The sequence below is a fragment of the Mesorhizobium sp. WSM4807 genome (assembly GCF_055811615.1).
In genome coordinates, this window is sequence record NZ_JBVVQY010000005.1 from 178,654 (window position 1) to 191,110 (window position 12,457).

The 12,457-nt window shown below is 62.1% G+C and carries 14 protein-coding genes; 7 read left to right on the plus strand and 7 right to left on the minus strand.

The window, feature by feature from the left end:
• Window positions 1–2: 2 nt before the first annotated feature.
• Window positions 3–197, minus strand: a complete 195-nt coding sequence (locus tag AC0L3N_RS08675) for a NepR family anti-sigma factor (RefSeq protein ID WP_473486924.1) — start codon at window positions 195–197, stop codon at window positions 3–5.
• Between the two features lie 236 nt (window positions 198–433).
• Here AC0L3N_RS08675 and AC0L3N_RS08680 point away from each other — a divergent pair, with 236 nt between their 5' ends.
• From AC0L3N_RS08680 to AC0L3N_RS08705, 6 genes are all read left to right on the plus strand, one after another.
• On the plus strand, window positions 434–1,228 hold the full coding sequence (locus AC0L3N_RS08680) for a response regulator (RefSeq protein WP_258121726.1): 795 nt from the start codon (window positions 434–436) through the stop codon (window positions 1,226–1,228).
• Window positions 1,229–1,473: 245 nt separating this feature from the next.
• Window positions 1,474–1,641, plus strand: a complete 168-nt coding sequence (locus AC0L3N_RS08685) for a DUF1328 domain-containing protein (protein ID WP_023797107.1) — start codon at window positions 1,474–1,476, stop codon at window positions 1,639–1,641.
• A 150-nt stretch (window positions 1,642–1,791) separates the two neighbouring features.
• A complete protein-coding gene (locus AC0L3N_RS08690; protein WP_473547071.1) occupies window positions 1,792–2,826 on the plus strand; it encodes a sensor histidine kinase in 1,035 nt (344 codons plus the stop codon).
• 163 nt (window positions 2,827–2,989) lie between these two features.
• Window positions 2,990–3,172 carry a hypothetical protein gene (locus AC0L3N_RS08695; RefSeq protein ID WP_473547073.1) on the plus strand — a complete coding sequence of 61 codons (183 nt, stop codon included), beginning with the start codon at window positions 2,990–2,992 and terminating at the stop codon, window positions 3,170–3,172.
• 221 nt (window positions 3,173–3,393) lie between these two features.
• Complete coding sequence (locus AC0L3N_RS08700) at window positions 3,394–3,720, plus strand: hypothetical protein (RefSeq protein ID WP_473547075.1); 327 nt, start codon at window positions 3,394–3,396, stop codon at window positions 3,718–3,720.
• Between the two features lie 82 nt (window positions 3,721–3,802).
• The gene (locus tag AC0L3N_RS08705) at window positions 3,803–4,045 is read left to right on the plus strand and encodes a YMGG-like glycine zipper-containing protein (protein WP_123150232.1); all 243 of its coding nucleotides are present in this window, start codon (window positions 3,803–3,805) and stop codon (window positions 4,043–4,045) included.
• 95 nt (window positions 4,046–4,140) lie between these two features.
• Here the strand turns inward: AC0L3N_RS08705 and AC0L3N_RS08710 are convergent, their stop codons facing one another.
• From AC0L3N_RS08710 to xylF, 4 genes are all read right to left on the minus strand, one after another.
• Window positions 4,141–5,784 carry a CHASE domain-containing protein gene (locus AC0L3N_RS08710; RefSeq protein WP_473547279.1) on the minus strand — a complete coding sequence of 548 codons (1,644 nt, stop codon included), beginning with the start codon at window positions 5,782–5,784 and terminating at the stop codon, window positions 4,141–4,143.
• A 113-nt stretch (window positions 5,785–5,897) separates the two neighbouring features.
• Window positions 5,898–6,692, minus strand: a complete 795-nt coding sequence (locus tag AC0L3N_RS08715) for an ATP-binding cassette domain-containing protein (RefSeq protein ID WP_065007457.1) — start codon at window positions 6,690–6,692, stop codon at window positions 5,898–5,900.
• A 94-nt stretch (window positions 6,693–6,786) separates the two neighbouring features.
• Window positions 6,787–8,118 (minus strand): sugar ABC transporter permease, encoded by a 1,332-nt coding sequence (locus AC0L3N_RS08720; RefSeq protein ID WP_473547077.1) that lies wholly within the window; start codon window positions 8,116–8,118, stop codon window positions 6,787–6,789.
• A 142-nt stretch (window positions 8,119–8,260) separates the two neighbouring features.
• Window positions 8,261–9,301 (minus strand): D-xylose ABC transporter substrate-binding protein, encoded by a 1,041-nt coding sequence (gene xylF / locus AC0L3N_RS08725; RefSeq protein ID WP_095494387.1) that lies wholly within the window; start codon window positions 9,299–9,301, stop codon window positions 8,261–8,263.
• 267 nt (window positions 9,302–9,568) lie between these two features.
• On the opposite strand from xylF, the gene AC0L3N_RS08730 reads away from it, so the two are divergent.
• Window positions 9,569–10,816 carry an ROK family protein gene (locus AC0L3N_RS08730; RefSeq protein WP_473547079.1) on the plus strand — a complete coding sequence of 416 codons (1,248 nt, stop codon included), beginning with the start codon at window positions 9,569–9,571 and terminating at the stop codon, window positions 10,814–10,816.
• Window positions 10,817–11,006: 190 nt separating this feature from the next.
• Here the strand turns inward: AC0L3N_RS08730 and phoB are convergent, their stop codons facing one another.
• Window positions 11,007–11,696, minus strand: coding sequence for a phosphate regulon transcriptional regulator PhoB (phoB, locus tag AC0L3N_RS08735; RefSeq protein WP_006328038.1), 690 nt, complete (start codon window positions 11,694–11,696; stop codon window positions 11,007–11,009).
• A 16-nt stretch (window positions 11,697–11,712) separates the two neighbouring features.
• Window positions 11,713–12,420: a phosphate signaling complex protein PhoU gene (phoU, locus tag AC0L3N_RS08740; protein ID WP_123150226.1), complete on the minus strand. Its 708-nt coding sequence runs from the start codon at window positions 12,418–12,420 to the stop codon at window positions 11,713–11,715.
• Window positions 12,421–12,457: the final 37 nt, after the last annotated feature.

Below are 12,457 nucleotides of genomic sequence, written 5' to 3' on the forward strand. Positions count from 1 at the left end.
CCTCAGTCCTTTTTCCGTGCAGGTTGGGCCCGCTCCAACTGGCTGAGCAATTGGGCGAAGCGATCCGGCACGTTGTCGGAGACCAGCTCATCGTAATATTGTTTGAGTTTGCGGCCGATTTCCGAGTTTGGCCCGAGCGGGTCGCCGGAAGCTGCCCGGCGCCTGTTTGCAGCACCAGCCGTGGTATCTTTCGTCATGTCTTCATTTCGCCCTTTGTTCCCAGCACCCTGCCGCCCTTCAATACACGATGCAAAGCAGGCGGTCCCCTCGTCTGGTTGCCCGTCCCGACCTCAAACGCCGTCCTCTTACATTAGTTCCAGACCATCGGAACTTTTTCGGAAAGCCGGCGTTTATATTTTCAGGGTTTATTTTCGGGGCTTGTAATCACCTTGGCCTGCAATCTATGCAATTACGTCAGAGGGAGACGTCCATCATGAGCCTATCCGCAACCATCGCTCCGCACCTGCCGTTCCTGCGCCGCTTCTCGCGGGCCGTTTCCGGATCGCAGGAGAGTGGCGACGCGCTGGTCGCCGCGATGCTCGAAGCCATCATCGCCGACATCGACATCTTTCCGGACGCGTCGAACGACCGCATCGCGCTCTACAAGGTCTTCGCCAGGCTGTTCACCTCGGTCGCCATCCGCGTTCCGCAAGAACACCCGCAGTCGGCGTGGGAACAGCGCGCCGCCGCCAATCTGAACGCGATCTCACCCCGCCCCCGCCAAGCCTTCCTGCTGGTCGCCGTCGAAGGTTTCAGCGAAGACGAGGCGGCGGAGATTCTCGACGTCGACGATCAGGAGTTCTCCGAACTTCTCGCCGAGGCCAGCAACGAGATTTCCCGCCAGGTGGCAACCGATGTGCTGATCATCGAGGACGAGCCGCTGATCGCCATGGACATCGAGCAAATGGTCGAAAGCCTCGGCCATCGCGTCGTCGGAACTGCGCGTACCCACGCCGAGGCGGTGGCGATGTTCACAAAGACGCGGCCGAAGATGGTGCTGGCCGACATCCAGCTTGCCGACGGCAGCTCGGGCATCGAAGCGGTGAACGAGATCCTGTCGTCCACGCCGGTGCCGGTGATCTTCATCACCGCCTTTCCCGAGCGCCTCCTGACCGGCGAGCGGCCGGAGCCGGCCTTCCTCGTCACCAAGCCGTTCAATCCGGATATGGTCAAGGCCCTGATCAGCCAGGCGCTGTTCTTCGACCGGCATGCGAAAGCCGCTGCATAGGACCGGGCAGGCCCAGCCTCGCGCTGCCCCGTTCCACGGATCGCCCGTTTCAGATCGCCCGTTTTGCACAGACCGAATGACGCTGGCCCCTTGCGACCGGCAAACGTCACTTGCGCCTTGAACTTCCCCGGCGCATGACAACTCATTCGGGCCGGAAAGATTTCCAGGGATCGTCTTTTTCGGGAAATGGAGGAACAAACGGCAGCGAAAGACGTTTTGGCCGTACCAGTTGAAGGAGATGGATCATGCTTTACTGGGCGCTCGTATTTCTCGTCGTTGCGATCATTGCAGGCGCTCTTGGTTTCGGCGGCATCGCCGGCACCTCGGCCGGGATAGCGCAGATACTGTTTTTCATTTTTCTCGCTTTCCTGATCATTTCGCTTATCGCGGGCTTGTTCAAACGCGCGTCGTGAACTGCGATCGAACACTGGGAGCCGCACCCCTCAAGCGGTTTCCAGCTACCGCCGGGCGGAGTACCTTACCGGACGTCGCTCGGCGGACCTCTTTTGGGAACCCATTTTTCCGTCAGCCGTTCAGCCTGCATTGGGCGGGTAAAGTGAACGATGCAATCCAGAGCCGGAGACATGAAAGACAGCGGACGGAGCGATGAGATCATCGCTTTGCAGTCCGGTGAGAGTGGAATGCAGCTAGGCCGGGCCCTTCTCCATGCGCTGCACAATGCCGGCATTTCGGTTCTCTATCAGGATCGCGAGATGAAAACCGTCTGGGCCCGCAACATGCGCCCGCCATGGGCTTCCGATACGGCCGACAGCAACGGCATCCTGCCGCTGGCGCAGGCGGAGCGTATCGGTGCGGCCAAACGCAATGTCGTCGCATCCGGCAATCCGGAACATCTTGAGCTCAGCATTCCCGCCGACGATGGCGTTCGCTGGTTCCAAATATGGGTAGACGCGGATCACGACGACGGCGGCGCCGTGCAGGGCGTCGTCACCACCATGGTCGAAACGACCGAGCAGAAACGTCGCGAGCAGACCCTGAAGACGCTGCTGCGCGAGGTCAGCCACCGCTCAAAGAACCTTTTGGCAATCATCCAGAGCATCGCCACCCAGACCAGCCGTTATTCGGACACGCTCGGTGATTTCCTGACACGCTTTCGCGGCCGGCTGCAGTCGCTTGCCTCATCCCAGGACCTGGTGACCTCGTCGAACTGGCGGGGAGCGGCACTGCGCGAACTGGTGTCCGGCCAGGTCGGCCGCTATGGAGCCGACCCTGTGCGCAGCTTGCGTTTCCAGGGTGCAAATCCGTACCTCAACCCCAATGCCGCCCTGCATATCGGCTTGGCCATGCACGAGCTTGCCGTCAATTCGGTCAGCTACGGCGCTCTGTCGCGAGCCGACGGCTTCGTCGAGGTGACGGCCGATCTGACGGCCGCTTCCGCTGGCGAGACCGCACTGTCGCTGACATGGGCCGAAGCCATCGGAGCCAATGACAATCAGCCCAGTGAGAAGCGCTTTGGCAGCGTCGCGCTCGAGCGCGTCGTGCCTGCGTCGTTGAACGGTACGGCGACACTTGAAATCACCGGGGACCGCCTCGAATATCGTCTTGTCGTTCCTCGCGGCAATTTCGAGACGGATTGAACGGACAACAGCCGAGCCCAAGAGAGCAGGGGCCAAGAGGGCTGGGGATCGATACCGGCCGCGCCGGCTTAACCATCTGTTGACCATAAAGTCCGATGCTGTTTTTCCCAGACACCGCTCCGCATGACGTTTTCGATCGCAGTTGCTGCGCAGTACGGGAGGAATGGCTTTGACGGTTGCCGACATCAACAGGCTGGAACAGGCCGCACGCGTTTCGATGGGCGGGTTTCAGGATCTCGAAGCATCCGCGATGCCGTCGCCCCGTGCTCCCCTCCCGACCCCCGGCCTCGCCGCGATCGGGCTGGCTGTAGTGGTCGTCCTGGTCGCCGCGTTCCAGTTGACCTAATGCATGTCGCGCAAAAAGCATGCCCTCGGGCCTGACCCGAGGGTGTGCAGCGGTTTTGCGATGACGACTTGCATAAAAAACAATTTAAAGCGTCGGACCCAAAGTGGCCGGCGGCTTGTGCTTGCCTCATGTCGACCTGTTCTCCAATCAGTCGCGCGCCAGCCTACATCGCAGGAACTTTGACGGATGTGGCCCGTTCTTATGGCGGGAGGACCGTCGCCATGGAACACATCGCTGCCGTATTGCTGGTCATTGGCTGTTCGAACACGATGACCGAGTGTCGCGAACTGCCCGTATCGGTGAGCGTTTTCGAAACCGCTCAGGAATGTACCGCCGCTCGTCCGTTTGCCCTGAGCGATGTGCAGGGTCAGGCTCCGCGCATAATTGCCAAATGCCTTTCCGTCGATCCGGCACTTGAGGATGATTACGACCAGATCGTCTGGAACGTGCGTCCGGACGGCACCCTCGACGCTTCGGTGGAGATTTCCGATCTTGAGGTTGCCTCGCACGGCGTGCGCCCCGAAAAAGATTCCCTTAGCCAACAATGAAATCGAGCAGGCAAAACGCTTTTTCGCATGATACATGACGGGTAGAGCTACAAGTGAGGACAAAAAGGCGAGGAGTGACCCTATGCGGAAGATGATTATTGCCATGGTTGCCGTGATCGCGGTCAGCGGTTGCAGCACCACTGAGAAGGATGTCGCCGTCGGCGCCGGTGTCGGCGCTCTGGCCGGCGGCCTGATTGACGGCGGCGAGGGTGCGCTGGTGGGCGCAGCCATCGGTGCCGGTACCGGCCTGCTGGTGCGCAACCTGCGCAATGGCTATTGCCAGTACCGCGACAACCGTGGCCGTCTGTTTACGGCTCGCTGCTGATCCGTTTCAAACGCATGAGGCCATAGAAGCGGAGACTGGACAAGCCGGTCTCTGTTTACTTGCGCCTTCGAAAACGGTCGGTTTGCGGCAGCGTTTCAGTCCGACAGTGGAATCCTGATTTCCACGCTCAACCCGCCATCGTGAAAATCGCGATTGATCGTACCGCCCAATTCGCGCGTGACGTTCAGATCGATCAGCTTGGTGCCAAAACCGGTTTTGACAGGTGGTTCGAGCTTCTTCTGGCCGGCTTCGCGCCAGTTGAGGACCAGCGTCCGGTCGCTCTTGCGGCCCTCGACCGACCAGTCGACCTTGAGTGACCACTCGCCCGTTCTAGCATTGACCGAATTGCCGGTTTCGCCATATTTCAGCGCGTTCGTTGCCAGTTCATGAAAGGTCAGGCCGAGCGCTTGCGTCGTCGTCTCGTCGAGCAACACCTCTGGCCCCGACAATATCCCCTCGGGAAGCTCCTTGCCGAACACCTGGCCAAGCTCGATGCGCAAGAGATCGGCGAGATCGGCCTTCTGCCAGCGCGAGCGCGTCAGCATGTCCTGGGAAGCCGCCATCGCTTGCAGCCGGGCCGAAAAAGAGGACGAGAACTCGTGGACGTCAGTGGCGTGCGACGCCGTCTGGCGCGCGATCGCCAGCACCCGCGTGATCGAGTTCTTGATGCGGTGCTTCATCTCCTGCAGCATCAGGTCTTTTTCGAGCAAGCTCTTTTCCGTCGTCTCATGAAGCAGCGAGACCGCGTCATAGGCCCGCTCCTGATAGCGGGCCACCAACGCGATGGTTCCCGCGAGCAGCAGTCCGAACAGGCCGAGCATCACCGGAATGGCGCGCGAGGAAGGTTGCGAGAACGCGCTTGTCGGTCTGAACAGGACGGTCCATGGACGTCCGGCGATGGTGATCTCGCGAGAAACCACCAGCCTGTCACCGAAGCTCGACGCCGGCGGCGTTTCCGACTGGAACAAAAGATGGTCGGCATCCACCTTGCCGTCATAGATTTCGATGTTCACCGGCAGCAGCGGCGTTCGGCTGAGCGCGGTCTGGAACAGATCGCGGGCGCGGAAGGCCGCATAAAGAAAGCCTGATGTCGAGGATCTGGACGCATCGATGCCGTCCTGGGCGGTTTCGACGTTGAGCCGCACGAAGACCAGGAAGCCGGTGAAGGTCTGCGCAGCACCTGTTTCCTGGCCTAGCTGCACGCGCCCGCTCGCGTGCTGCTGGTTGTCGGCCATCGCCCTTTCGATCGCCTCGCGCCGCACCGGTTCGGTGAACATGTCGTAGCCGATGCTGGATTGATTGGAAGGATCCAGCGGCTCGAACAGCGTGATGGGCGTACGCCATGGCAGCGTTGTCGTAGCCGGATAGATCGCATCGCTGGCGCCATAGTCGTGCAGGATGGCACGCTCGACAGCTGCCTCGTCGCCGGCTCTCACCAGCCGGAGAAAGCCGATACCGCGCAGGCCGGTAAAATTGTCGTTGATACCAAGCGCTTCGAAGAACGCCTTGAACTCGCCCCGCGAAATGCCACCATTGCGCGCCTCGAACAGCGCATGGGTCGATCGCAGCAGCGACAGATGCAGGTCGATGCGGCTGTCGATCCGGTTGAGCGCGTCGTCCGCCGTCGCCTCGAACTTGATGCGCGCTGCTTCCTGCGTGGCGAAATAGGCGAATCCCGCCATCGTCAGGCTGATCAGCGCGACGGCGATGAAAGCGACGATCGGGAAGAACTTCTTCAAGTTGCTGCTGCGGCCCATGGTTCCCCATCTTATGGGCAAGTCCCCGTGGCAACACAATGGCGCGGCCAAACCATCATGACGACTGGCATATCACATGACAGGTATTTGACGCTTCAGGCGGCGATCTTCAGTGCACCTGGGCCCGGAATGGCACCGGGCGGGCACTTGCCCAAAATGATCATGCCGAGCACCTCGTCCTGGGTCACGTCGCTGGTGCGCGCCGTGCCGACGACCCGACCATTCTTCATCACGCAGACGCGGTCGGCAAGCTCGAACACATCGTGGATGTCGTGGCTGATCAGGAAGATGCCGATGCCGTCGGCCTTGAGCTGCATGACCAATTCGCCGACCTGTGCCGTTTCCTGCGGCCCCAGTGCCGCCGTCGGCTCATCCATGATCAGGATGCGGGCGTTGAACAGGATGGCGCGCGCGATTGCCACCGACTGCCGCTGGCCGCCCGAAAGCTTGACCACCGGCTCCTTGAAGCGCTGGAAACGGGGATTGAGCCTGCCCATCACCTTGCGCGCCTCGGCCTCCATGGCGCCGTCGTCCAGCGTGCCCCAGCCGGTCATCAGCTCGCGTCCGAGGAAGAGATTGGCGGCGGCGTCGACATTGTCGGCGAGCGCCAGCGTCTGGTAGATCGTCTCGATGCCGTATTTCTTGGCGTCGCGCGGATTGGAGATCGAAGCCTCTTCGCCATTGACGAAGATCTGGCCCGAATCGCGCTTGTAGGCGCCGGACAGGATCTTGATCAGCGTCGACTTGCCGGCGCCGTTGTGGCCAAGCAGTGCCACGACCTCGCCCGGGAAAAGGTCGATCGACGCATCGTCGACAGCACGAATGCCGCCAAAGGCAATCGAAATGTTGCGCATATCGATCAGTGGCGTGGGCGCAGTTGTGTCAGCCATGATCGTTCCTCCCTATGGTTTTTGCTTGAGCACGGTCTCGTCGAAACCGGCGTCCAATTTTCGCTGACGCGGCGCTTCGGCTCGGGATCATTGCTCAGACCCGCTTGCGGTAGACGGTGTCGAGCCAAACGGCGACGACCAGGACGGCGCCGACGACGACGCTCTGAAGCGGTGAATCGATGCCGAGCAACACCATGCCGGACTGCAGCGACTGCATCAGAAGTGCGCCCAGCATCGCGCCGAGCACCGTGCCGGAGCCGCCGGCCAGCGACGTACCGCCAATGACCGCAGCCGCGATGACTAGCAACTCGTCCAGCGTACCCAGCGCATTGGTCGACGCATTGAGACGGGCCGACGCAATCGCCGCGCTGAGCGCGGCCAGCACGCCCATGATCATGAACACCTTCATGGTCACCCAGCGCGTGTTGATGCCGGCGAGTTCCGCCGCTTCCGGATTGCCGCCAATGGCGAAGACATAGCGGCCGAAACGGGTGCGCCTGGTGATGAAGGTCATAACGATGCCGACTGCGACCGCGATCAGCACCGGTATGGCGATGCCATGGGCGATGAACAGGCCGCCTTCGGGAACGGTGATGCCGGTCCGCTGAGCGTACTGGCGAACGATGCCGATCGGCCAGGGGTAGGAATTGGCGATCCAGACGGCGCCAAGGATGGCGGCGCAGGCGACAACACCAAGCAAGCTCTCCGCCCAGACCGGGCGCAGCGGGAATTTGAACCGCTTGCGCTGTGACCGGCCGTTGAGCAGCATCAAGGCGACGGCCACACAGGCGAGAATGCCGACGATCCAGCTTGCGGTTGCCCCGATCGAGCCACGCGGCCCGCCACCCATGAGCTGGAATGTGGCGTCGAGCGGCGCGACAGTGCGCCCGCTCGTCATCAGCCACGCCATGCCGCGCCAGATCAGCAGGCCGCCCAGCGTCACGATGAAGGCCGGAACCTCGAGATAGGCGATGATGAAGCCCTGGAGCGCGCCGATCATGAGGCCGAGCGCTACGCCGGCAGCCAGTGCGATGATCCATATCCAGGGATTTCCAAGCTGGAAGCCCATGACCCGGATGAGGAATTCGGCCTGCGCGACGCCCATCACCATGCCGATCACACCTTCGACGGAGCCGACCGAAAGATCGATGTTGCGCATCACGATGACCAGCACCATGCCGGTCGCCATGATCGCGACCGAGGAGGTCTGCACCGACAGGTTCCAGAGATTGCGCGGCGTAAGGAAGAGCCCGCCCGACAGGATGTGGATTCCAACCCAGATGACCAGCAGCGCGCCGACCATGCCGAGCATGCGTATGTCGAGCTCGGTTGCCTTGAGGAAGCGGCCGACGGAGCTCAGCTCGGATTCACGCGCCCGATCGGCAGCTGTACCGGCGGCCGGCGTGTTGGAAGTCGTATCGGTCATGATGTCCTCCCACCGGGTTGCCGTCTGCCGCGGATGCCGGAAGCAGCTTAGAAGTTAGCCGCGAGAAGCGGAAAAACAATTCTTTTTGAAAAAACGCCGCGGCGTGAAGTCGCGGCGTTTCAGGCTTCTTGCGAAGGCCGGATCAGTTGCAGACCGGGACAGTGCCCGCTGCCACGCCGGCGCAGACCTCTTCCTTCTTGATCCAGCCTGCGTCGATGACGACGTTGAGATTGTCCTTGGTGATGGCAATCGGCGTCAGGAACAGCGACTTGACGACATTGCCGCCCGGCGTGGTGAAGTCCTTGACGCCCGCAATGTCTGTCATCTGCTTGCCGTCGGCCAGCTGCGAGGCGATCTCGGCAGCGTTCTTGCCGAGCTCGCGCGCGTCTTTCCATACCGATACGGTCTGCGTGCCGAGCGCGATACGGTTCAGCGCGGCATGGTCGCCGTCCTGGCCCGACACCGGGACGGATCCGGCCAAGCCTTGCGCCGTTAGCGCCGCGACGACGCCACCAGCGGTGCCGTCATTGGCAGCAACCACCGCATCGACCTTGTTGTCGTTGGCGGTCAGGAACTGCTCCATATTCTTCTGAGCGTTGGCGGGAAGCCAGCCGTCCGTATAGGCCTCGCCGACATTCTTGATCTTGCCGCTGTCGATCGCGTCCTTGAGCACTTCCATGGAGCCGGCGAACAGAAAATCGGCATTCGGATCGGCGCCCGAGCCCTTGATAAAGACGTAATTGCCTTCCGGCGCCACCTTGAACACTTCGCGGGCCTGCATGCGGCCGACTTCCTGGTTGTCGAAGGTCAGATAGAACACGTCCTTGTTCTCGATCAGCCGGTCATAGCCGACGACCGGAATGCCTTCGTCCAGCGCCTTCTGCACCGCCGGCCCGATGGCCGAGGCGTCCTGCGCAAGGATGATCAGCGCGTTGGCGCCCTGCGAGATCAGGCTCTCGACATCGGTCAACTGCTTGCCGGGATTGGACTGTGCATCGGCGGAAATATACTTGTCGCCGGCTGCCTCGATCGCAGTCTTCATGGCGGCTTCGTCGGTCTTCCAACGCTCTTCCTGGAAATTCGACCACGAAACGCCAATGACCTTGTCCTTGGCCTGTGCGACCGACGCGAGCGTCAGCGACATGGCGACCCCCGCCAGAATGGCGGCTGCGAATCTCTTCATGATATCCTCCCTGCGCCGCGTACGGCGCGACCAACTGGCCCGAAGGCCGGCACAAAGGCCCCCTATTTTTTCGAGCCTCGAAAAAATACTGGTCCAACCGCGAAGCGCTGTCAACATCAATTCCGATGGATTTTGATGTCCCTGCCGACTTATTTCGAGCCTCGGAATAAATAATGACAGGGCCTGCTGCTTCTGCCACTATTTGTCGGACATTACCGACGGCTTCCGATTCATGAGCGGCCGCGGCAATAGGGAGGAAGCAAAAGAATGTCGGTTGGAATCCGTCATGACGATTTGCGCCGGCGCAACCGGGCCATGGTGATTTCTGCGGTACGCCGGGCCGGCCAGCCGTCGCGGACCGAGATCGCCGCAACCACCGGCCTCAGCCATTCGACCATATCGGCGATCTCTTCCGACCTGATCCAGGAAGGCATCCTGACCGAGAGCAAGGCGAGCGAGACCGTTTCGATGAAACGCGGCCGACCGCAGGTCGGCCTCAGCCTCAATCCGGAAGCCGCTGCGGTATTGGCGGTCGTGTTGTCGCTGAATTTCCTGTCGGTCGCTGTCATCGATTATGCCGGACAGGTGGTCGCCGAGGAACAACGCCGGCTGGACACGCTGACCATGTCGCGCGACGAGCTGATCGACGAATGTGTCGCCATCGTGCGGCGCCGGATCGAAGACCCCGACCTCGACGTCCAAAGCGTCGCCCGCATCGCGCTGGCGATCCAGGGCATCACCGATTCGCATGCGCGCGCCATGTTGTGGTCGCCGATCACGCCGCAGACTAACATCGCCTTCGCCGACATTCTGGAACGCGAGTTCGGCATCCCGGCCATCATGGAGAACGACTGCAACATGATGGCCGTGGCGCTGCGCTGGCGCGAGCCGGATCGCTACCGCGACGATTTCATCGCCATCCTGCTCTCGCACGGCATCGGTATGGGGCTGGTGCTGAAGGGCGAACTGTTCACCGGCACCCATTCCTCGGGCGGCGAATTCGGCCACATGATTCATCGGCCGGGCGGCGCGCTTTGCCGCTGCGGGCGGCGCGGCTGCGTCGAGGCCTATGCCGGCAACTACGCCATCTGGCGCAACGCAAGGCAATTGAGCGAGAACGCAGAGCCGGTCGCCGATGTCAGCGACGCCGAGATGCGGGCACTGGCGGCCCGGGCGCGCCAGGCGGACGGACCGGAGCGCGAAGCCTACCGCAAGGCCGGCGAAGCGCTCGGCTTCGGGCTCGGCAGCCTGTTCGCGCTGATCGATCCGGCGCCGGTCGCCATGGTCGGCGCCAGCGCTGCCGCCTTCGACCTGATCGAGCCGGCCCTGCGCGAGGCCATCGCCCAGACCGCCGGCGGCCATCATTCGGGTTCGATTTCCTTCGACACCGAGACGAACGAGCTGCCGCTGATCCGCGAAGGCTGCGCCTTGCGGGCGCTGAGCTTCGTCGACCAGGAGATTTTCGCGCCGGGCATACAAGGGAAGTCCGGCATGATCAGGAAGCACGTGGCCTGACTCCGAAAGGCAAGGAACGGATTGCAACTTGGGGATGTGTTGAGATTCAGGTCAGGCCGCGCCGGCTCGAAGACGGGCGCGAGCCGACCAGACTGCGTGAGTTCCGAGAACCGGAACGGAGCGTACTTTTGGGTACGTACCGGAAGCGCAGGAAATCGCCGGTCGCAGGCCGGCATCACCTGGATATCAGCTAGTCTTCCCTGATCGCATAGCCCGCGCCGCGGATGGTGCGGATGACATCGGGCATGCGACCATTGTTGACCGCCTTGCGCAACCGTCCGACATGGACGTCCACCGTGCGCTCGTCGATGTAGATCGTCTCGCCCCAGACATTGTCTAGCAACTGGCTGCGCGAGAAGACCCGACCCGGGTGCCGCATCATGAATTCGAGCAGCCGGAATTCGGTTGGCCCGAGCCGGATCTCGCTCTTCTTGCGATAGACCCTGTGCGATTCGCGATCGAGCACGATGTCGCCGACCTTCAGCACGCTGGACAGCACTTCGGGCTTGGCGCGGCGCAGCAGCGCCTTGATCCTGGCCATGAATTCCGGTGTCGAGAACGGCTTGACCAGATAGTCGTCGGCCCCTGTCGAGAGGCCGCGCACCCGGTCGCTCTCCTCGCCGCGTGCAGTCAGCATGATGATCGGCAGCCGCTCGGTTTCGGGGCGCATCCGAAGGCGTCGGCAAAGCTCGATGCCGGAAACCGCCGGCACCATCCAGTCGAGCACCAGAAGATCGGGCACGTTTTCCTGCAGCCGGATTTCGGCCTCGTCGCCGCGCGTCACCACCTCGACCTGATAGCCTTCGGATTCCAGATTGTAGCGGAGGAGGACGCCCAGCGGCTCTTCGTCCTCCACCACCATGATGCGTGGCGCGATCATCGACCGGTCACCCCCGTCATGTCGCCGGCGCCGACATCGTCGTTTCGTCGAGCTTCGGGCGATCCGCCGGCAATTGCTGCCCGGTCACGACATAGTAGGCGTTTTCGGCGATGTTGGTGACGTGATCGCCGATACGCTCGAGATTCTTGGCGCAGAACAGAAGATGCGTGCAGGCGGTGATGTTGCGCGGATCCTCCATCATGTAGGTCAGGAGTTCGCGAAAAACCGCCGTGTATTTCACGTCGATCTTCTGGTCGTCGGCGCGCAGTTCTTTCAACGCGCCGGCATTGCGCGACACATAGTGCTCGACCACGCCGCGGAGCTGCACAAGAACGAGATCCGCCATCGCGTCGATACCGTGCGAGAGATTACGCGGCGTGGCGCTCTGCCCGACTGCGCTGACCCGCTTGGCTATGTTCTTGGCCAGGTCGCCGATGCGCTCGAGATCGCCGGCCATGCGGATTGCGCCAACCACGGCGCGCAGATCTTGCGCCATCGGCTGCCGCTTGGCGATCAGCGTGATCGCACTATCGTCGAGTTCGCGCTGCCGCGCATCCATGATGGCGTCGTCCGAGACGACGCGCTGCGCCATCGCATTGTCTGATGCAAGCAACGCGCGGATCGAGGCTGCGACCATCGCGGCGGCGAGCTCGTCCATATCGCGGATCAGCCTGTCGATGTGCTCCAGTTCCTCGTCGAAAGATGCGACGGTGTGTTCACCCATGATACTGTCCTCGTGTTCGAAATTCGCCGCCGGACCG